This window comes from Paenibacillus paeoniae (assembly GCF_003388735.1).
Taxonomy (GTDB): domain Bacteria; phylum Bacillota; class Bacilli; order Paenibacillales; family Paenibacillaceae; genus Pristimantibacillus; species Pristimantibacillus paeoniae.
The window spans coordinates 218,717-237,874 of sequence record NZ_QUBQ01000002.1 but is presented as its reverse complement, the minus strand read 5'-3'; the positions used below and the strand labels follow the sequence as shown (position 1 = coordinate 237,874).

Sequence of the window (19,158 nt, the reverse complement as noted above, 5' to 3'; positions counted from 1 at the left end):
ATGTTCGAAATTAGAGAATTCACCATTGAACGGATGAAGGACCCGTTCGGCATTTTGTCCGGGGAGCGTTATGAGCTGCTACTGGATCTAGAGGTTGACGAAGAGGATGAGTTATATTCGGAAGAGGGCGTAAGGCTGCGTGTTGTCTACGTAAAGGATAACGAGGCTTCACGAATAGTGAAGTATGAGTTTTTGAATTCAGCCAAAGGCACCTATGTCGATATGGAAATGACAGAGGAAGAGGAGCAATTCGTCGAAGCATTTTGCAAGGAACAGATTTCCTTGCCGATCGAGGAATAGGATCACGCAGGAGGAGATATTTGGGCCGGTGCTCGCCTTTATCAAGGCCGCTAATTTCGATGCGGCGCTTGATATTGCGAATAATACGGAGTATGGCTTGACAGGAGGAGGGGATTATCTGCCCTTGTTGATGCAAGCCAAGGTTGTCTCGGAACGATTCTAAAGCTTCAGCTTGAAGGACTTCTTCATTAGCGGATACAGCCACTTCACGCCGCTTGGCGTGAGGGTGTCCGCTGCGAGATGGGACAAGTACCCCAGCATCGCGGTGAAGGCGATTCCGTCTAGTTTCAAGTATTGCTCCAGTCCGAGTCCCAGCCACCACCACAAGGGGAGCATCCAGACGGTATGGGTCATGCCGCGATGCTTCAGCCAAGGTGCAATGATGACAAATACGCCAAGTCCAGTCAGCCATAATTCTTCCATAGTAGTGCCTAATGATACGAGATACAGCCCGACTGCGCTGACGAGCGCATTGCGAATCACGCCTTGCTTCATCGTGAGTCCGATTAGAACGGCGGCGAGGCTTCCGCCTGCTGCGAGCGGCGAGATGGGTTTGCCGGTTAACCATAAATAAAGAATGATGCCGATGTACAATAAGCCGCCCCAGAGCGCGACTTCTCTGATTTTTTTGCTCACTTTCGTAATCTTGCTGCTCAGGATGCTGGGACCGTCAAGGTCAGGGCATAAAGCGGAGAAAGCCGCAATGCCGATATACATATGACTTTCCGACAAATCGGACGAATAAAAGGCCGCAGCTCCAGCGCCGACAGCCGCTCCGATTGCCAGATGGGTTTTTCCTCTCATGAAACCTCCAGTAGTTGCGTAGTTGCTCTCTTGATGATTCTGCTAACGGTGATATGCCTATGCGCTTGTATAACGGGATAGACTTGCATAACGGAATAGGACAGATTGCCGGTGTTGATTCTATCAGAGATGCTCTTGGTTTACTTGCTCGTTGCGAACCATTTGCTCCAGCTTTTCGACGAGCTGATCGTGAACTGAATCTCTTTTGCGAAAACCCCAAAATGACTTCCGTTTTTCTGATTTAAGCAGCTTTAGTAAGTACAGTTTTTCCTTAAGCGTGAACATAACGGCCGGCCTCCTCTCGTCGTATCCTATGTTCGCTGACAGGTTGACCTGCTTTCATTATAGTAGATTCAGGCTTCTGATGAAATGTTCGGTTCAAGCAAGTGTCGATAAGTCAGTGCTCCTAGTGGCGGTGTCGCAAGCCTAATGCTATAATGGGGGCAATCATTTAGATCAGATGTGGTGGGATGCCGGATGGAAAATGGAATTGCATCAGCAGCATGCGATGATACATGCGCTGGTACGGAAGCGGATATTGATGTCGTCAAGCAGAAGCTAGTTGACGATTCGACCGCAATAGAACTGGCCGATCTCTTCAAGGCGCTCGGCGATCCGACGCGTATACGGATTATTCATGCGTTGCTTCAGTCCGAACTGTGCGTGCATGACTTGACAGAAGTACTCGGGATGGGGCAATCTGCGATATCCCATCAGCTGCGACTGCTCCGCAACATGCGTATCGTAAAGCGCCGCAAGGTTGGCAAAACCGTCTTCTACTCGCTGGATGATGATCATGTAGAGCAATTGATCGTTCTAACACTTCAGCATTTGAAGCATGAGTAAATAGTGGAATGGATACAGAGATGCATTGCCACGCGTATCACCGATTTCCTTGAATGGAGATGGTGGCGCGTGGTTTTTTGTATGCTTTATGGCAAAGCTGATAGGAGTATCAGTGTCAACGTCTTGGGACAGCGGCTTTCAATTCCGGATAATAAAACAATGGTTGCCAAACGGAAATGAATAACATATAATACATATGAACATATATTCATATATAGATATAATGAATGGTCACAAGGGAGGAAAACCGTATGAGCTCAACAAAACCAGGAAACAGTGCCGGCACAGAAAAACTCAGTCCATGGAAAACGAAGCAACATCATCATCCTGATCAGCCATCGACTAAAGCGGCTCATGAACATAAGCATGGTCTTGTACATAATCACCCAAGCGGCGAAGGTCACAAACACGCTGGCTCGCATAGTCACTCACATGGTCATTCACATGCACATGGTCATCATCATGGCCCGAATAATAAGGTGGGGCTGCTGATTGCCTTAATTATTACATCTACAATTATGGTACTGGAGTTTGTAGGAGGACTCGTCACCAATTCATTAGCGTTATTGTCGGATTCCGGGCATATGCTGAGCGATGCGGGAGCCCTTGGGCTTAGCCTTGTCGCCATGTGGTTTGCGGCTAAGCCGGCCTCTCCCAACAAAACATACGGCTTCTACCGTTTTGAGATACTCGCTGCCTTATTGAATGGTGTAACGTTGTTCGTCATAGCGGGATTTATCGTAGCCGAGGCCATTGAGAGATTTCAGGACCCGCCGACCGTTGCCAGCGGCTCCATGATGATTATCGCGAGCATCGGATTGCTTGCCAACCTGGCCAGTGCATGGATTTTGATGAGAAAAGGCGATGTCCACGGCAACCTGAATGTACGCAGCGCATATTTGCATGTATTGGGCGACGCGCTTGGATCAGTAGGTGCAATTATCGCCGGTTTACTAATGATGTTGTTTAATTGGTATATTGCAGACCCGATCATTAGCGTGATTGTTGCTTTGCTTATTTTGAAAAGCGCGTGGGGAGTCATCAAATCCACCATTCATATTCTGATGGAGGGAACGCCTATAACGATTGATGCGGAGAGAGTGAAGGAAGTGCTGCTCGGGATTAGTGGGGTGAAGGATGTACATGATCTTCATATTTGGACGATTACGTCCGGACTAGATTCACTTTCTTGCCATGTGCTGATTGAAACTGATGCGAGCAGTCAAGATGTCTTGCAAGAGGCCATTCGCCGCATCGAGCAGGAGTTCCAAATTCAGCATACAACCATCCAAGTAGAGAAATCGCATCTCCAACATGCCGAGTTAAAAGTGTAGGCCCTTTAGGGCTGGCTGGATTGGGTACTCCTCGGATACAGAAATTGCACAAAAGCAACCAAGTCGTTGTTCTGGAGTCCTGGTGTATTGTTGCTGAAAAACGCTAATGCTCGGAATCGCCCTAAAAGGTGAAGTAGCTTTGCCATACAACACTATTGCACCAAAAGAGCAGTTCCTGACCGCCAGCGACCAGAAACTGCTCTTTATGAACCTGGACGCACCGCACAGCCGATTAAAGCTGCGCGGTAATCGAGCGATCGGCTGATATTGCGGCTACCTCGTAGCCGCAATGGACTTGGAGCGGTAGATTTGCGAGCCGAGGAGGAAGCAGACGACTCCCCACATGGCCATGATGCCCATGCCCAGCCAGAAGCTGCTGGACATCACGCCGTTCGCATAGATGAGACCGTCGCGCAGGCCGTCTACGAAGTAAGTGAGCGGCAGCATTTTCGGAACGGGCTGAAGCCATTCCGGCAACGACTCCAGCGGGAAGAATACACCGCTCAAGAACATCATTAGCATGCTGGAAATATTGGCGACGCCCATGTAAGCCTCCATTGTTTTGCTGAAGGAGGAGAACAGGTAGCCCATTGCATTGAAGACGAGCGAGCCGATAAAAAAGGCGACCGCAAGACTGGCGAAATTAATATGCAGGTTCGCACCAAAGGCAAACACGCCGATCAGTCCCAGAATGACTACCTGTATAATGCCGAGCATGAGCCGAACAATCATGCCTGCAAGCCCGAACAGTCCCATTTTGGCTGGTGTCATCCGCAACCGCTTCAGCAGACCGCGCTTGCGCATATCAACCAGATCGACCATCCCAAACAGTCCGCCTTGAGCCAAGGAAAGGCCAATCATGCCCGTCATCAGGAAGTCTTGGTAATTGGTGTCTTCAGATGCCGAGGTAATGGAGTCCATGCTAATGGTATATGTAGCTGTAGCACCTACAGCGGCAAGGTTCGCCTGCTGGATGAATCGCTCCAGAATGCCGGATATCGCTTGTGTCGTCGCGCTGCCTTCTCGCTCACGATTAACGATTAACCCGACCTCGGATACCCCCTCTGTCTCCGGGAGGACGATCAAGGCGTCGATATCCTTGTTTTCGACCCATTCTCTGCCTTGCTCCAGCGTAATTGGGTTTTCTTCCTTCATTTCAAATACCGGGATCTGCCCCAATTGAGAGAGCAGCATGCCCGAAGAAGCGTTAGGTACGGGATCAGCGACAGCGATTGTAGCCTTGAAGGTGCTGCTGGAGCCGTTGCCTCCGAATATAATCATGAATAAGACCATTAGTATAATGGGAAAAAAGATATTCCAGAACCATACCTGCTTCTCCCTGAACATCATCTTCAGCTGTGCAGTGAACATACTGGCGAATTGCTTGGCGGCCATGGCCTTAATCCCTCCATTCTTTGCCTGTGAAGGCGATGAATACGTCCTCGAGACTTAGTTCCCGAATCGAGATTTGCTCGACGCGGTAGCCGCGATCTTTTGTAAACCCGAACAGTTCATACAAGGTTTCTTCCGGCTTAGTTGTCCATAGCTGTAGAACTTCTCCCTCCAAATGGGTGCGAGCGACCGAATGATGCGCGCGCGCTGCATCTTCAGCAGCGACAGCCGCTGCCGAACCGTCCAGGAAGGACAGCCGTACTTCGCGTTCCTTTGTTAGGCTGTCTATTAAGGCAGAAGGCGTATCGAGCGCCACGATTTTGCCTTGGTCTACGATGCAGACACGATCGCTTAGCTTTTCAGCCTCCTCCATGTAATGGGTGGTCAGAATCGTAGTCTTGCCTAGCGTCTTCAGCTTTAAAATAATATCCCAAATGTTGCGTCGCGCTTGAGGATCGAGTCCAGTCGTCGGCTCATCCAGGAATATGATCTGCGGATCATTCACCATAGCCAGACCGATTGCCAGCCGCTGTTGTTGACCGCCAGACAGCTTTTTGACATGCCGGTTCCGTTGATCCGTCAGGTTGATCATCTCCATCACTTCGGCGGCAGAACGGGACTGCGGATAGAAGGTGGCGAACAGCTCCAAATTTTCCTCAACAGTCAGCAGGTCGAATATGGCGCTGGACTGCGGCTGCACACCGATGTTGTATTTGATCTGCTCGGCATCCTTATCCCAGCTCTTGTCCCCGAATTTAATGGATCCGGCATCCGGGGGCTGCAAACCTTCAATCATTTCCAAAGTTGTCGTTTTGCCAGCGCCGTTCGGTCCGATAATCGTAAAGATTTCACCGGGCTCGACGGAGAAGCTAATGCTCTCTACGGCTCGAACGTCTCCGAATGACTTGCGCAAGTTTTGGACTTCCAATACGGGCATGTCGTTAATCGCTCCTTTTTCAGCATATTGTGGCCTCTCTTTATTGTAGTACTGTTATAAAGACGGCTCCCAGCGTCCAGAGCCTGCTCTTCTCTCGGTCTCGAGACGGATACCGCTGCGGGGCAGTAGGAATCTTGCTTCTATGAATGCTATGATTAGGAGTGTTCTGTCATTCGCAGCACGACTTCATTCGTCTTCTTAGTGGAAGGAGCAGCAATCTTACATGTGGATCACATTTTCCATCTTTGCGGCAATCAGCTTTGGCCTTCGGGGCATTCTCTATCACTGGACCAGCCAGAAGCCGCTTAATCGCAATGCGCTGCTGTGCGGGACGTTCGCCATGGGAGCGCTTGTCAATTTGATCATTTCAATCTCAATTTCATCCTCTTGGTCCCTTGCCTGTCTGATCGGCATTCAAATGGGGCTATTCTCCTTTGGAGGCAATGCCAGCATGTTCAAAGGGTTTGCGGTAGGGAAAGCATCATTGGTAGCGGTGCTGACTTCGCTTCCTTCCGTTGTTGTTGTCATCGTGGCTTATTTTCTATGGAACGAAAAGCTTCATCTTTTGCAGCTCATCGCATTTCTTATTATTGTAGGCGGCGTGCTTCTCGTCCGATATTCCAATGACTTGTCGCTGCGGGATTTAAAGGGGGCGCAATGGGGAATACTGGCAACGCTTCTCTTTGCGGGCAATGACTTATCCGGCAAATGGTCGACGATGATGGGGGCGGAGCTGTATCCCAGTATGTTCATGCTGTTCACGACGGGAGCGATCTGCTTTGGCCTCTGGTGGCTGAAGGATCGGAGAGCAGAGGCGTCATCGGCAACGGCGCAGATTGCGGCATCTTCCGAATCGACCACTTTAACAAGTGGCAGCATTGCGACACCTGCAAAAGCTATCCGCTGGAGCGATTTCCGTACCTTTCTGATCGGCATGGCAGTAGGCACAACGAATACGCTAGGCATGATGCTCATTATTACGGCATTCGGTCTGGGAAAGGCGGGTCTGGTATCGGCCGTCGTCGCGTTAAATGTGCTTATTGTACTTTTATATACTCGATTTATCGTCAAAGATAAGTTTACACGTACCGAAATTGCCGGCATGGTTCTGTCGTTCCTCGGCATTCTCCTTATGCGGCTTTTCGGAGCTTAGGGCGTCTCCTACATAGAAAATTGAAACCGGCCTCTTAATCTGTATAATTAAACTATTGAATAGTTTACAACTAAAGAATTACAGGGAGATGAATCGGAATCATGTTGAAGCTGTTTCGCTTTCTTCGGCCATACCGCATAGTCATCGTGCTAGTGATGGCGCTTATCCTGATGCAGTCGCTTGCAGAGCTCTATTTGCCGACTCTGATGGCCGATATCGTCAATGAAGGCGTCGTGAAGGGGGATACCTCCTACATATGGCGCATGGGCGGCTACATGATGGGGGTGACGATCATCGGTACGGTTGTCTCTGTACTGGCAAGCCTGTATGCTTCGCGAATAGCATCGGGCTTCGGGCGTATCGTCAGGGGAAAGGTTTTTTCGCATGTTGAGAGCTTCTCCATGCACGAGTTCGACAAAATCGGGACGGCCTCGCTCATTACGCGAACGACCAATGACATTAACCAAGTGCAGCAAGTATTGATGATGATGCTCCGTCTGATGGTGATGGCCCCAATGATGTGTATTGGCGGCATCATTATGGCGCTGTACAAGGATGCCGAGCTGACGCTGGTGCTGGTCGTCGCCCTGCCGGTACTGGCAGGCGCAATATGGCTGATTGTGTCCAAAGGGTTGCCATACTTCAAGGCTATTCAAAAGAAGCTCGACCGTCTTAACCTCGTGCTGCGCGAAGGCTTGACCGGTATTCGCGTCATTCGTTCCTTTAATCGGATCGAGCATGAGAAGGTTCGATTCGAAGATGCGAACCGTGATCTAATGAATAACGCGATCAAGGTTAACCAGATAATGGCGGTTATGATGCCTGTTATGATGCTTATTATGAATATCTCTACGATTGCGATTGTCTGGTTCGGCGGCTGGCGCATCGATAGCGGGGCAATGGGCGTAGGAGATCTGATGGCATTCATTCAGTATGCGATGCAAATTATGTTCTCTCTTCTGATGTTCTCGATGATGTTCGTCATGGTGCCTAGAGCATCCGCATCTGCTGTGCGGATTGGCGAGGTACTGGAGCTTCAGCCATCTGTGACCGATACCGCCGAAACGGCGCTGTCTTCTCGCGGATCTTCGGGTGTTGTGGAATTCCACAACGTCTCGTTCAACTATCCCGGAGCGGAGCGTCCTGCGTTGTCAGATATCAGCTTCAGTGCGTTGCCTGGCGAAGTAACGGCTATCATTGGCGGGACGGGTTCGGGAAAAAGCACGCTGTTCCATCTGATCCCGAGATTTTTTGATGCGGCTGGCGGCTCTGTCCAAATTGGGGGAACGGATGTAACGAAATGGCCGCAGGACCAGCTGAGGCAGTACATCTCTTTGGTGCCGCAGAAGGCAGTCTTGTTCTCCGGCTCGGTACAAGACAATATCCGATATGGCAAAGAGGATGCAACGGATGAGGAAATTCGCCAGGCTGCCGAGACGGCTCAGGCGCTTGAATTTATAGAGACTATGCCAGAGGGGTTTCAGTCCGTGCTTGCGCAGGGCGGGACGAATTTGTCCGGCGGGCAGAAGCAGCGCTTGTCCATTGCCCGTGCCTTGGTGCGCAAACCTCGTATTTATCTGTTCGACGATAGCTTCTCTGCGCTTGACTACAAGACCGACGCCAAACTGCGTGCAGCGCTTAAGGAAGTAACGAGCGACGCGGCCGTCCTGATCGTGGCTCAGCGAGTGAGCACCGTGATGGATGCGGATCGGATAATTGTCCTGGATGAAGGACGTATTGCAGGAGTCGGTACTCATCGGGAGCTGATGGAAGACAGCGAAGTATATCGTGAGATCGTGGCATCGCAGCTGTCAGAGGAGGAGAGCGCATGAGCGAGCACACCCAGAACAAAGAGCACGGCAGCAAGCCGGGCGGACCTGGCGGCGGTCCGAGACCGATGGGATTCGGTCCCGGCGGCCCCGGCATGATGCCTGGCCAGAAGCCCAAGCAGTTCAAAGCGTCTTTCAAGCGGCTGGCAGGGTACTTGAAGCCGTTCAGGCTGCAATTGGGCTTGGTTTTTATGGCTGCAATTCTAAGTACCGTCTTTTCCATATTCAGTCCGAAAATATTAGGGAAAGCGACCGATGAGCTGTTCAACGGGCTAATGGACAAAATGAAGGGCGTCCCGGGAGCGGCTATCGATTTTGAAGCAATCGCGTTCATTCTGGCTCTTCTGGCCGGGCTTTATGTCATTAGCGCGATCTTTGCCTTTTTCCAGCAATACTTGATGGCTGGCGTGGCTCAGAAGGTGGTGTACCGGCTTCGGAACGAAGTGAACGAGAAGCTTGGCAAGCTTCCGCTCAAGCTATTCGATGCCCGCTCGAACGGAGATATCTTAAGTCGCGTTGTGAACGATGTCGACAATATTAGCAACACACTCCAGCAGAGCTTAACGCAAATTATTACTTCAGTTGTAACGCTTGTCGGGGTGATCATCATGATGCTGACGATCAGCCCTCTGCTGACGCTCATACTGGTGCTGACCTTGCCGCTTAGTTTTATTGTCATTGCGTTGGTAGCCAAGCGATCTCAACGTTACTTCAAGAGCCAGCAGGCTGAGCTAGGCGAATTGAACGGGCATGTAGAAGAGATGTATACGGGACATACCATTGTCAAGGCGTTCGGACGCGAGCGCCACTCGATCAAGCAATTTGAAAGCATTAATGACAGGCTCTATCAATCAAGCTGGCGCGCACAGTTCATATCCGGCATCATTATGCCGCTAATGAATCTGATTGGCAATATCGGCTATGTGTTCATCTGTGTAGTCGGCGGTTTGTTGGTGACACGTCAAACCATTACGGTCGGCGATATTCAGGCGTTCATCCAATACGCCCGTCAATTCACGATGCCGATTACACAAACAGCGAATATCGCGAACATTATTCAATCCACGATTGCATCCGCCGAACGCGTATTTGAGCTGCTTGATGAAGAAGAGGAGTCTCCAGAGCCGGTTCGCCCAGTCGTATTGTCCTCGCCAAGAGGAGATGTGGAATTCCGCGGCGTCCAGTTCGGCTACAATGAAGACGCCTTGCTGATTGAGAATATGAATATTGCTGTTAAAAGCGGTCAGACGGTCGCTATTGTAGGTCCAACCGGAGCCGGAAAGACGACGCTCGTCAACTTGCTGATGCGCTTCTACGAAGTGAACGGCGGCACGATTACAATCGACGGGCAAAATATTCGCGAGATGGAGCGGGGCAGCCTTCGAAGTCTGTTCGGGATGGTGCTTCAGGATACGTGGCTGTTCAACGGCACGATCAAGGACAATATCGCTTACGGACGCGCGTCCGCTGCGGAATCTGAGGTCATCGAGGCAGCTATCGCAGCTCATGCCGACCACTTTATCCGGACGATGCCCGACGGTTATGATACGATGCTGAATGAAGAAGCTTCCAACATATCGCAAGGCCAAAAGCAGCTTCTGACGATTGCGCGTGCCATTCTGGCAGATCCTTCGATTCTCATTCTGGATGAGGCGACCAGCAGTGTCGATACACGGACGGAGCTGCAAATTCAGCAAGCGATGCAACATCTGATGGCGGGGCGAACCAGCTTTGTAATCGCCCACAGACTGTCGACAATTCGCGACGCGGATCTTATTCTGGTGATGGACAAAGGTTCAGTTATAGAACAAGGCACGCATGAATCACTTTTAGCGGCGGGTGGATTCTATGCCGATCTGTACAATAGTCAGTTTGCGGCAACGAACAAATTAACAGCAGGCTAATGGATTTAATACGGGATGACCATCTTGAAGGGCGGCGGCAAGCCGTTTGTTCAAGGTGGTCCTTTTTCGTTTCAGCAACGCGACAACTTAGAAGAAGCGCCTTATTTTTTGCGGCCCGCAAGCGGAATTTCGGAAAATAGCATTTGACCACAAAATCGAGGGATTGTTATGGTTATGTACAACCCGAACCTTCTAATAATAGCAATCTAGCGGCGCACAGTATGGATGGTCACGTCATAAGTTTTGAACTTGTATAAACAATGGAAAGAAAATAAGTCGAAATAGGCAATTTTATAAGCATTAATTTTTAAATTATTAAAAACAGGAGTTGTTAAACCGATAAATATACAGATCATTCCTGTTTTATATCGATAATTTAATAATTAATCAAGGAAGGAGCATGTTAAGAGATTCATGTTTAAGGAAGTGGAGAATGAGCTGGAGCTGGCCATGTTCAACGGCATATGGACAACCGTATGGAGAGAAAAAGGCTACGAGTTGGAGTTCGCGGATCATGTTCTGGACAAGTATCTAATTCTGACGACAGAAGGATACGGAGGAGGTACAGCTGAGATTAAGCCTTACGATATAGCTCGAAGTCCCATGAATGAAATTGCGCCTTTCCACGACCATCCAAAGGTACAATCAGCAGTGGGAGCCGTAGCGGAGATTGATAAGATTGCTTTGCTTAAAATGTATAGAAGTAAAGGAACGATGCTGTCGGATATTTTGTCAGCTGCCGTATACTGTGCGGAGAAGAGAGGAATGAAGTATTTCGTCTCTTTGCTGGAGCCGGTCTTTCTTCGCGCGCTCAGAATTACGTTTAAAGTACCGCTAGAGAAAGTAGGAGAAAAAGTTTTTTATAAAGGCGACTATGTCGTTCCTGTATTGTTTCATATGGAGGACATATACCGTCATAAGGAAAATTATGATTGGCTAAGTTATCCTACGCTATTAACTATTGAGGAACGGGTGAATGTTAGATGATTGAGGGGTTAACAGAGTTGGACAAGAGAAACAGGCTCCTGGTCAAAATCGTATGGGGATTGCTCGGACTTGGCATATTGACCGACATCGTCATAGGTTTGAGCATGGAGCTTGTCTTGTTGCTTGCCGGTGTAGGCGCGGTGCTGTGCGGCACGGCTACGCTTATGACTTATAAGAAAATGGGCAGCAAGTATGTCAAATATTTAGTGCCTTGCAACTTGACGATCATCGTCTCGTTGCTCATATTGTCTGATCCCAATCCGATCGTAAGCACGTATTTTCTCGTTTACGTCAATCTGGCTATCATGACACTTTATTCGGATTATAAACCTATTATTTTCACCGGAATTCTGGGAGCCGCATTAAGTACCTATTTGTTCCTTGTTCCGGAATTGCAGGAACGACTATTCCCGGGCGAGTCACTTGCTTATCTTTATTTGTATCTGGCTTTCGCTACGATTGGCCTTGCATTCTCCGCTCACTTCAGTCAGCGTCTGCAGAAAGAAGTGACCGAGCGGCAGCGTGAAGCACTTGCTTCGAAGGAGCTTGCCGAGGAATTGCTCTCTCAACTGCGCAATTCGATTGGGGTGCTTACGGAGTTCAGCCGCGAACAGCAGGAGCACGCGCATTCAACTGGCGTAATCTCCCGCGAAGTGACGGGTACCTTCGGCGAGATGACGACAGCTATCGAGAAGCAGACCGGCAACGTGCTGACGATCAATGACTCGGCGCAGCAGATCGAGCAAGGCATCAAGCGTTTGCTGGAAGGCGCAACGCTTCTTCGCAGCTATTCGGAGGAAAATGTTCAGCTTACCGAAGAGAACAAGTCCCAGATGGATGTCTTGTCTACGGAGATGGAAGAACTGCGGAGCATGATTGCAGGAACCGTCGCCATGATGCAATCGCTCCAGCACCAGAATGAACAGGTAACAAGCATCGTAGATACGATCAGCGATATTGCGGAGCAGACGAACTTGCTTGCATTGAACGCTGCCATCGAGGCGGCCAGAGCAGGCGAGCACGGCAGAGGATTTGCAGTGGTGTCCGGCGAAGTACGCAAGCTGGCGGATCATTCGCGCAGATCAACCAATGAGATTGGCAGTATTCTCTCCTCTATCCGCAAAGGGATCAACGATGTTTATTCTCATGTGGAGCAAGAACAAACGACGGTTATCAAGAGCAGCGAAGTGACTCGCCAAGCGCGAGAGCTATTTGAAGGCATGAATGAAAATGCGAAGCGGACGGGCGAGCAATCGATGCATGTTGGCGAATTTGCCGAGAAATTGAACCAGCGCTATGGGACAATGGCTGGGGAAATCAATAGCATCGCCTCAACGACACAGCAAAATATGGCTTCGGTAGAGGAAGTGCTGGCGAGTATGGAGACCCAGCATATGAAGATCGCGAAGATGGTGCAGGAATACATCCGATTGGACGAGCTGGTGTCCGGGCTGAAGCATCTGTCTGAAAGCAAGCCGTCGTCGCGTTCGGCAGGATGATCGAAGGGGCGGCTCACTACCGATTTATTGACAACTAGTAGTGGCGATGCTAAGATAAGGTTCATAAATCAAACTAAAACACTTGGTATTATTGGTTATATAAATGCATTGACCATTCACATGGAGATGTATGTTTTCTTTGTTAGAGCGAATGTGCAGCGCGCGCAGTCGGACAAGGGGGATATGCATCTTTTTTGCGGTTTGCATCGGGTTGAAGGATGATGCATGTTGTTTTAGTTAGGTATGGATGCTGAAGGAGGATGTTGGAATGGGACGCACAGTTGAAGTGAGCGACGTATGGTTGAAGCGAATTATCGGACAAGTGCAGGGCCTGGGATATGGTACGGTGCAAATTACCGTACATGATGGGCAAATTGTTCAAATTGACCGGACAGAACGAAGCCGATTTGATGTCCTGAAGTCTAGGGAGGGAAGCCAGAAGAAGAAATGAATGAGAGATGAGCAGGGGATGTTCCATCCATTGAAAAAGAGGGTGCTAGCATCCATCAGAATCTCAAAATGTTCGCATGCATGGACAACTGCTTCTTTACGAGAGAGCTGGTCAGGTTTAGAATGATAACCAGCGTATTAAAGCGCAACTTCTATCGGAAAGTAGCAGGATGCAGCCATGAGCATTTTTTTTCACATCTTAGTGACAAACGTAGTGCCAATGGGAATTATGGTCGCGCTTGGCATCGTATTGCAGCGCGCTTTTTCACTGGATATTAAGACGCTGTCCAAGCTTAACTTTTATTTGTTTTCACCCGCTATTATGTTTGATCTTATCTATCGGACGGCTATTTCGGTTAGTGTGATTGGCCAGGTGATGCTGTTTTTCGTCATTTTTATGGCTGGGCAGTACATTTTGGTGGAGGCGGCAATTCGAGCGAGAGGCTATGAGCCCAGCATGAAAAGCGCGATGCGCAACAGCGTGTTGTTCTATAATAGCGCCAACTATGGCGTGCCGCTGAACCAATTGGCTTTTGCAGGCAGCAAGGAGACGCTGGCGATCCAGGTACTGATTATGATGACGCAGTCGCTGGTGCCTAATACATATGGAGTATACAGCGTCAATGCTCATAAGACGGATATGCGGCAGGTATGGAAGACTATCCTGTCGATGCCTGTCATTTATGTCATACCGCTAGCCTTTCTGCTGCGCGGCTTCGAGGTGCCTATTCCGCAGCCCATTGCGACGCCGATCGGATATCTGGCGGATGCGTTTATCGGGACGGCGCTCATTACGCTCGGCGTTCAGCTGGGCAGCATGCAGTGGCGGATTAGCCGTCCGCATATGATCGATGTCGGCTTATCCGGTTTTCTCAGGCTCATCGCGGGACCGGCCCTTGCATGGCTGATTGTATGGCTTATGGGCCTGGACAAGCTAACGGCTGCCGCTTTGATCGTCTCCTCTGCGGTGCCGACCTCACTTAGCAGCGTCTTGCTCGCGGTGGAGTTCGATAATGAGAAGGAGTTTGCTTCCCAGACGGTATTTGTCTCCACGCTTATTAGCATATTTACCGTTACTGCGGTCATTTTCTTCCTGCGGATTGAGGTGTAATGAAATTCAAACAGCGCGTATCTATCCAGATGCGAGCTGTTTTTTTATTTATATTTTGTGAGGGGAGCCTGTCATCAAGGAGTAGAGTTTTTCTTTATTGTAAGTTAACGATATATCGTATAGAATAATGGTGAGACAATACGATATATCGCAAAAGGGTGATGTAATTGATGAATATAGATTGGAACGAGGACGAGCAATTGTTTTTGCACCATGAAGACGGCAGAGAATGGAGTTCTTCCGGCAGAAGGTTTTTTTCGAGAGGCGGCGTGAAATACGCCCTGCTGGAATTGTTGATGATAGAGCCTATGCATGGTTATCAAATGATCAAACTTTTGGAGGAGCAATCGGCCGGCACCTATAAGCCATCTGCTGGCTCCATCTATCCGACACTCCAGTTATTAAGTGATCAGGGCTTTGTTTCCTCGAAGAAGGAGTCAGGGAAAAAGATATTTGAAATAACGGAAGACGGCCAAGCGTTCCTGCAGCAGGAACGGGAAGAGCGGATAGATGCAACTGTGGACAACGCTCGATGCTTGGAGTCCGTTGGACATCCTGTTGCGGAGGAAGAACAATGGCCAACGCGTGGCCGCGGCCGTAATCGCAGGCTGACTCCTGCTGGGAAAGAGCTGTTTCACCAGTTGAAGGCAGCAGAGAGGGCGGCGATGGAGGATGGGGCTAAAGCGGAGCGTCTGCGCGTTATTTTGCACGAGTTAAGAGACGCTTTGCACGGATTGACGGAGGGCAAATGAGCATGCTGGGAGAGAGAGGTTACCAAAGTCCTGCTAGAGGCATGGTGGCTCGCAAATTCGGTACAGGGGAAAAGGTAAAGCCGGCGAGCATTTATACCATGTTTCTGCGTATCTTCGAACACGCCCGTACAGAATGGAAGGCGCTTATTACCGCTTTGACCTGCATAATTCTAATCTCAATGCTTGAATTTGTCGTGCCGCAGCTGACCAAATATACGATCGATACCGTTATTGAACAGAAGCTGTTCAACCAATTATTTTATATCGGCGCCGGTATTATCGGTGCGGCTCTCTTGCTCGGCTTGCTGCGTTATTTAAGCACCTCGGTTATGGCGGCGATTGGACAAAAGGTGCTGTATCGGCTGCGCAATGACCTGTATCGCCATCTGCAGAGACTGGATGTTGCCTACTATGACCGCAATCGGACGGGCGACCTAATGTCGAGGGTCACGAATGACGTCAGCGTATTGCAGCAGCTGATCTCGTCCAGCATGATGCAATTGTTTACGGACGTGTTTACATTTACCGCCATTGCCGTCTATATGATGTTTATGGATTGGAAGCTGACCTTGATGCTGCTCGCCACGTTTCCATTCATGATTCTGACTACCCGTGTATTCGGCAAACGCATCCGTTCGTCGTTCCGGAAGGTTCAAGAGTCGCTAGCCGATGTCAGCGACCATCTGCAAAACACGTTAACAGGCATTCGCATGATCAAATCCTTCACAGCAGAGGAATATGAGTCGGGGCGTTTCTCCGAGAGGACGCAGCGCAATATGGATGCGAACGTGCAGGTGACCCGCTTGCGTGCGGCTTACGAGCCCATTATTGATTTTATTAATTTTGTAGGGCTGGCAATCGTACTTGTATTCGGTGCATGGCTGGCGATGAAAGAAACGATGACAGTTGGTACAATCGTCGCTTTTATCGCGTACCTGCGGCTATTGCAAAATCCTGTCCGTCATTTCAGCCGTATTCTCAATTCCATACAACAAGCGGCTGCCGCGTATGAACGAATCGTCGAGGTGATGAATACGGAGCCGGAAATAACGGATAAACCCGGCGCAGTCGAGCTGCCTTCGATGAAAGGCCATATCCAGTTTCGCGATGTGACGTTTTCGTATTCGGGCAACCGGGATGGCGAGGTGCTAAGCGAATTCGAGCTGGAGCTACAGCCTGGCGAAGTGACAGCGCTGGTCGGCTCATCCGGTTCAGGCAAAACGACGATTGCCCACTTGATTACGAGATTCTACGAGGTGGGGGAAGGAAGCATCACGATTGACGGCTACGATGTGCGCGATGTTAAGCTCGATTCTCTGAGGGAGCAGATCGGTATTGTGACTCAGGATATTGTGTTGTTCAACGGCTCAATCGGGGAGAACATTCGCTATGGCAACCAAAATGCGACGGATGAAGAGGTAATGGCTGCAGCGAAAGCTGCGCATGCCGCGGAATTTATCGAGAGTTTCAAGGAAGGCTACGACACGCAGATCGGCGAACGGGGCGTCAAGCTGTCCGGCGGTCAGAAGCAGCGGCTGTCCATTGCGAGAGCGCTGCTCAAAAATCCGAAAATGATCATTTTGGACGAGGCCACCGCCTCCCTGGATACGGAGTCGGAGCAAATGATTCAGACTGCGCTGGCGGAGCTGCTCAACGGACGCACATGTCTCGTCATTGCCCATCGCTTGTCCACGATTCAGCAAGCCAATAGCATCTATGTGCTGGAGAATGGGCGAATCGAGGAGCATGGCACCCATACCTCGTTACTTGCGAGAGGCGGCAGATACAGTGAGCTGTACGATATGCAGTTTCCGGTAGCGAATGGGCATTGACCATTAAGCCTAAAGTAGGAGAATAAGAAGCTTTCAGACTTGCCGGGACGCAAGCTGGAAGCTTTTTTTTGTTGTGGGGCGGTTAGTAACGCGAGTAAAGCATGATTAAATAGATGAAGCCATGACAGAAGATTGATAAATATGGATGATTTTTTATACTAATGGATGATTCCCTGTTAGTGTATTAATGCTAATAAGTTGATATAAAATCACTTGTACTCCCAAGTATGGAAAGGTAGAATGGTAAGAAAAGTATATTGTAAACGTTTTTAACGAGAGATGGAGGCGAAAGCGATGGAGCCAGCATCATCGGACATCATTGTAGCAAGCGGGATCAAACGGACTTTCGGGAGGGGCTCAGGCGCTGTTCACGTATTAAAGGGTGTCAATCTTCACATTCCTTCAGGGGGGCTGATCGCTTTCAAAGGCAGATCGGGCTCTGGCAAAACAACGCTGATCAATCTGCTCAGTGCGCTGGACCGCCCTAGTGACGGCTCTATTTTATTTGAAGGAAAAGAGTTGTCTTCTCTATCGAATCGAGAACGCGATACGATCAGACGAACCAGAATGGGGCTAATCTTCCAATCCTTCGCGTTAATTCCTTTGATGTCTGCTTACGAGAATGTGGAATTTGTGCTCCGTGTATCGGGTTATCCCGCGTCGGAGAGGAAGTCGGCGGCCATCGCGGCGCTGGACCATGTAGGGCTGACCCCTCGGATGCATCATCGACCCTTTGAGATGTCGGGAGGCGAGCAGCAAAGGACTGCTATTGCAAGAGCTATCGCGCACAAGCCCAGCCTGCTTCTGGCAGACGAGCCGACTGCCGAATTGGACAGCAGAACAGGGCTGCAAATTATGAAAGTATTCCGTGACTTGGTGGAAACATCGGGAATGACCATCATTATGACCACCCACGATCCGGCTATTATGGAGATTGTAGATCACGTGTATGAATTGGAGGATGGACAAATTGTGGTTCCGACTTAAATCTCAAGCATTACTGGCACTTATAATCGTAATCTCGTTATCGGGCTGTTCCCTGCTTCCTGCGGAGGAGGAGCCGCTCAAGCCGCCGCTCGTCAAGCCGCCGCAAGAAAATTATCGCACGACGCCTGTCTTGAAAGGGGCGATTGCTCAGGAAGTGAAGGGCAATGGCACGCTTGAATCTTATTTCTCCGACGCTGTCGAATTTACGGCTGAGGGCGGCCGGGTTAAGGAAGTATTGGTCAGGGCCGGAGATGAAGTGAAGAAGGGCGATACGCTTGTCCAATTGGATGTTGGGGATATGGATATCAATTTGCGCACGCATGAGATGAAAATGATAGAGTCCCGAGTGAAGCTTCGGGAAGCCAGACTTGAAGAGGACGAGGAGAAACTGCGCATTGCCCAGCTTCAATACGAAATCGACCAGATGAAATATAACCGCCTGTTGGAGTCTTTCAATAACAAGCAATTGGTTGCTACGATGGATGGCAGGATCACGTTTGTTGCACCGATTGTGGAAGGCGATGTCGTCAAGCCATACGAGACCATTGTCATGATATCCGATCCTTCCAAGCTCCGCGTTTCGTTTCAGATCGATACCTCTTCGGATGCGATGAAGGTAACGGTTGGCTTTAACGTTTCGTTGAAATTCGGGACGGAGCTCGTTGAGGGCAAAGTTACGCAGACGCCAAGCAGCGCGCCACAGACAGATGATGAGATTCTGCGATCCCGTTATGCTTCGCATGTCTACGTAGAAACAGAAGCGCTTCCGGAGTCGGCAACAATCGGCACGAAAGCGGATGTCACGATTCGATTGCAGGAAAAGGAAGATGTGCTGCTTATTCCTCGCAGCGGCTTACGCAACTACTTGGGAAGAATCTTCGTACGCATCCTGGAGGATGGAGACAAGATACGTGAGGTCGATGTCGAGCAAGGCATTATTGGTTCGACCGAAGTGGAAATTACGAAAGGTCTTGAGGAAGGCCAGTTGATCGTGCTCCAGTAGTAGACAGAATACGTGCGGGACGACGGATTCGTTCAGCT

20 protein-coding genes and 1 pseudogene are annotated in these 19,158 nt (G+C 49.7%); 17 read left to right on the top strand and 4 right to left on the bottom strand.

The window, feature by feature from the left end; translation table 11 throughout:
* Both DX130_RS13620 and DX130_RS13615 read left to right on the top strand, forming a co-directional pair.
* Nucleotides 1–300 (top strand): DUF6509 family protein, encoded by a 300-nt coding sequence (locus tag DX130_RS13620; protein ID WP_116046287.1) that lies wholly within the window; start codon nucleotides 1–3, stop codon nucleotides 298–300.
* Nucleotides 299–406 (top strand): annotated as a pseudogene (locus tag DX130_RS13615) (aldehyde dehydrogenase family protein); the annotation flags it as partial. The gene DX130_RS13620 and the pseudogene DX130_RS13615, both read left to right, overlap by 2 nt.
* 53 nt (nucleotides 407–459) lie before the next feature.
* Here the strand turns inward: DX130_RS13615 and DX130_RS13610 are convergent.
* Nucleotides 460–1,104 carry a metal-dependent hydrolase gene (locus DX130_RS13610; protein ID WP_116046285.1) on the bottom strand — a complete coding sequence of 215 codons (645 nt, stop codon included), beginning with the start codon at nucleotides 1,102–1,104 and terminating at the stop codon, nucleotides 460–462.
* Nucleotides 1,105–1,227: 123 nt separating this feature from the next.
* On the bottom strand, nucleotides 1,228–1,389 hold the full coding sequence (locus DX130_RS26475) for a hypothetical protein (RefSeq protein WP_165861276.1): 162 nt from the start codon (nucleotides 1,387–1,389) through the stop codon (nucleotides 1,228–1,230).
* Between the two features lie 192 nt (nucleotides 1,390–1,581).
* On the opposite strand from DX130_RS26475, the gene DX130_RS13605 reads away from it, so the two are divergent.
* The 3 genes from DX130_RS13605 to DX130_RS27220 all read left to right on the top strand — a co-directional run bounded on the left by DX130_RS13605 (nucleotide 1,582) and on the right by DX130_RS27220 (nucleotide 3,549).
* Complete coding sequence (locus tag DX130_RS13605; RefSeq protein WP_116046283.1) at nucleotides 1,582–1,950, top strand: ArsR/SmtB family transcription factor; 369 nt, start codon at nucleotides 1,582–1,584, stop codon at nucleotides 1,948–1,950.
* A gap of 251 nt (nucleotides 1,951–2,201) precedes the next feature.
* The gene (locus DX130_RS13600) at nucleotides 2,202–3,284 is read left to right on the top strand and encodes a cation diffusion facilitator family transporter (RefSeq protein WP_116046281.1); all 1,083 of its coding nucleotides are present in this window, start codon (nucleotides 2,202–2,204) and stop codon (nucleotides 3,282–3,284) included.
* 139 nt (nucleotides 3,285–3,423) lie between these two features.
* Nucleotides 3,424–3,549: a hypothetical protein gene (locus DX130_RS27220; protein ID WP_276310894.1), complete on the top strand. Its 126-nt coding sequence runs from the start codon at nucleotides 3,424–3,426 to the stop codon at nucleotides 3,547–3,549.
* Nucleotides 3,550–3,557: 8 nt separating this feature from the next.
* Here the strand turns inward: DX130_RS27220 and DX130_RS13595 are convergent, their stop codons facing one another.
* The gene (locus DX130_RS13595) at nucleotides 3,558–4,679 is read right to left on the bottom strand and encodes an ABC transporter permease (protein WP_240644502.1); all 1,122 of its coding nucleotides are present in this window, start codon (nucleotides 4,677–4,679) and stop codon (nucleotides 3,558–3,560) included.
* A 4-nt stretch (nucleotides 4,680–4,683) separates the two neighbouring features.
* Nucleotides 4,684–5,613 carry an ABC transporter ATP-binding protein gene (locus tag DX130_RS13590; protein WP_116046280.1) on the bottom strand — a complete coding sequence of 310 codons (930 nt, stop codon included), beginning with the start codon at nucleotides 5,611–5,613 and terminating at the stop codon, nucleotides 4,684–4,686.
* Between the two features lie 223 nt (nucleotides 5,614–5,836).
* Here DX130_RS13590 and DX130_RS13585 point away from each other — a divergent pair, with 223 nt between their 5' ends.
* The 12 genes from DX130_RS13585 to DX130_RS13535 all read left to right on the top strand — a co-directional run bounded on the left by DX130_RS13585 (nucleotide 5,837) and on the right by DX130_RS13535 (nucleotide 19,120).
* Nucleotides 5,837–6,766, top strand: coding sequence for an EamA family transporter (locus tag DX130_RS13585; RefSeq protein ID WP_116046278.1), 930 nt, complete (start codon nucleotides 5,837–5,839; stop codon nucleotides 6,764–6,766).
* A gap of 101 nt (nucleotides 6,767–6,867) precedes the next feature.
* On the top strand, nucleotides 6,868–8,598 hold the full coding sequence (locus tag DX130_RS13580; RefSeq protein ID WP_116046276.1) for an ABC transporter ATP-binding protein: 1,731 nt from the start codon (nucleotides 6,868–6,870) through the stop codon (nucleotides 8,596–8,598).
* A complete protein-coding gene (locus DX130_RS13575) occupies nucleotides 8,595–10,499 on the top strand; it encodes an ABC transporter ATP-binding protein (RefSeq protein ID WP_116046274.1) in 1,905 nt (634 codons plus the stop codon). Before DX130_RS13580 ends, DX130_RS13575 begins: the two co-directional genes overlap by 4 nt.
* Before the next feature lie 15 nt (nucleotides 10,500–10,514).
* The gene (locus tag DX130_RS27215) at nucleotides 10,515–10,646 is read left to right on the top strand and encodes a hypothetical protein (protein WP_276310893.1); all 132 of its coding nucleotides are present in this window, start codon (nucleotides 10,515–10,517) and stop codon (nucleotides 10,644–10,646) included.
* Nucleotides 10,647–10,913: 267 nt separating this feature from the next.
* Complete coding sequence (locus tag DX130_RS13570) at nucleotides 10,914–11,486, top strand: hypothetical protein (protein WP_116046272.1); 573 nt, start codon at nucleotides 10,914–10,916, stop codon at nucleotides 11,484–11,486.
* Entirely contained in the window at nucleotides 11,483–12,985 is a 1,503-nt protein-coding gene (locus DX130_RS13565; protein WP_116046270.1) for a methyl-accepting chemotaxis protein, read from the top strand. Before DX130_RS13570 ends, DX130_RS13565 begins: the two co-directional genes overlap by 4 nt.
* Nucleotides 12,986–13,253: 268 nt before the next feature.
* Nucleotides 13,254–13,436, top strand: a complete 183-nt coding sequence (locus tag DX130_RS13560; RefSeq protein WP_116046269.1) for a YezD family protein — start codon at nucleotides 13,254–13,256, stop codon at nucleotides 13,434–13,436.
* Nucleotides 13,437–13,613: 177 nt separating this feature from the next.
* Nucleotides 13,614–14,546 (top strand): AEC family transporter, encoded by a 933-nt coding sequence (locus tag DX130_RS13555; RefSeq protein WP_116046267.1) that lies wholly within the window; start codon nucleotides 13,614–13,616, stop codon nucleotides 14,544–14,546.
* A gap of 170 nt (nucleotides 14,547–14,716) precedes the next feature.
* Complete coding sequence (locus DX130_RS13550) at nucleotides 14,717–15,298, top strand: PadR family transcriptional regulator (RefSeq protein WP_116046266.1); 582 nt, start codon at nucleotides 14,717–14,719, stop codon at nucleotides 15,296–15,298.
* A gap of 2 nt (nucleotides 15,299–15,300) precedes the next feature.
* On the top strand, nucleotides 15,301–17,130 hold the full coding sequence (locus DX130_RS13545) for an ABC transporter ATP-binding protein (protein WP_240644501.1): 1,830 nt from the start codon (nucleotides 15,301–15,303) through the stop codon (nucleotides 17,128–17,130).
* A gap of 294 nt (nucleotides 17,131–17,424) precedes the next feature.
* Nucleotides 17,425–18,117 carry an ABC transporter ATP-binding protein gene (locus DX130_RS13540; RefSeq protein ID WP_240644500.1) on the top strand — a complete coding sequence of 231 codons (693 nt, stop codon included), beginning with the start codon at nucleotides 17,425–17,427 and terminating at the stop codon, nucleotides 18,115–18,117.
* Nucleotides 18,092–19,120: an efflux RND transporter periplasmic adaptor subunit gene (locus tag DX130_RS13535; RefSeq protein ID WP_165861275.1), complete on the top strand. Its 1,029-nt coding sequence runs from the start codon at nucleotides 18,092–18,094 to the stop codon at nucleotides 19,118–19,120. The genes DX130_RS13540 and DX130_RS13535 overlap by 26 nt, the downstream gene beginning before the upstream one ends.
* Nucleotides 19,121–19,158: the final 38 nt, after the last annotated feature.

What these genes read in the sequence shown, in the direction of transcription:
- DX130_RS13620 (WP_116046287.1), top strand. Translation starts at nt 1, where the DNA reads ATGTTCGAAATTAGAGAATTCACCATTGAACGGATGAAGGACCCGTTC.
- DX130_RS13610 (WP_116046285.1), bottom strand. Translation starts at nt 1,104, where the DNA reads ATGAGAGGAAAAACCCATCTGGCAATCGGAGCGGCTGTCGGCGCTGGA.
- DX130_RS26475 (WP_165861276.1), bottom strand. Translation starts at nt 1,389, where the DNA reads ATGTTCACGCTTAAGGAAAAACTGTACTTACTAAAGCTGCTTAAATCA.
- DX130_RS13605 (WP_116046283.1), top strand. Translation starts at nt 1,582, where the DNA reads ATGGAAAATGGAATTGCATCAGCAGCATGCGATGATACATGCGCTGGT.
- DX130_RS13600 (WP_116046281.1), top strand. Translation starts at nt 2,202, where the DNA reads ATGAGCTCAACAAAACCAGGAAACAGTGCCGGCACAGAAAAACTCAGT.
- DX130_RS13595 (WP_240644502.1), bottom strand. Translation starts at nt 4,679, where the DNA reads ATGGCCGCCAAGCAATTCGCCAGTATGTTCACTGCACAGCTGAAGATG.
- DX130_RS13590 (WP_116046280.1), bottom strand. Translation starts at nt 5,613, where the DNA reads ATGCCCGTATTGGAAGTCCAAAACTTGCGCAAGTCATTCGGAGACGTT.
- DX130_RS13585 (WP_116046278.1), top strand. Translation starts at nt 5,837, where the DNA reads ATGTGGATCACATTTTCCATCTTTGCGGCAATCAGCTTTGGCCTTCGG.
- DX130_RS13580 (WP_116046276.1), top strand. Translation starts at nt 6,868, where the DNA reads ATGTTGAAGCTGTTTCGCTTTCTTCGGCCATACCGCATAGTCATCGTG.
- DX130_RS13575 (WP_116046274.1), top strand. Translation starts at nt 8,595, where the DNA reads ATGAGCGAGCACACCCAGAACAAAGAGCACGGCAGCAAGCCGGGCGGA.
- DX130_RS27215 (WP_276310893.1), top strand. Translation starts at nt 10,515, where the DNA reads ATGACCATCTTGAAGGGCGGCGGCAAGCCGTTTGTTCAAGGTGGTCCT.
- DX130_RS13570 (WP_116046272.1), top strand. Translation starts at nt 10,914, where the DNA reads ATGTTTAAGGAAGTGGAGAATGAGCTGGAGCTGGCCATGTTCAACGGC.
- DX130_RS13565 (WP_116046270.1), top strand. Translation starts at nt 11,483, where the DNA reads ATGATTGAGGGGTTAACAGAGTTGGACAAGAGAAACAGGCTCCTGGTC.
- DX130_RS13560 (WP_116046269.1), top strand. Translation starts at nt 13,254, where the DNA reads ATGGGACGCACAGTTGAAGTGAGCGACGTATGGTTGAAGCGAATTATC.
- DX130_RS13555 (WP_116046267.1), top strand. Translation starts at nt 13,614, where the DNA reads ATGAGCATTTTTTTTCACATCTTAGTGACAAACGTAGTGCCAATGGGA.
- DX130_RS13550 (WP_116046266.1), top strand. Translation starts at nt 14,717, where the DNA reads ATGAATATAGATTGGAACGAGGACGAGCAATTGTTTTTGCACCATGAA.
- DX130_RS13545 (WP_240644501.1), top strand. Translation starts at nt 15,301, where the DNA reads ATGCTGGGAGAGAGAGGTTACCAAAGTCCTGCTAGAGGCATGGTGGCT.
- DX130_RS13540 (WP_240644500.1), top strand. Translation starts at nt 17,425, where the DNA reads ATGGAGCCAGCATCATCGGACATCATTGTAGCAAGCGGGATCAAACGG.
- DX130_RS13535 (WP_165861275.1), top strand. Translation starts at nt 18,092, where the DNA reads ATGGACAAATTGTGGTTCCGACTTAAATCTCAAGCATTACTGGCACTT.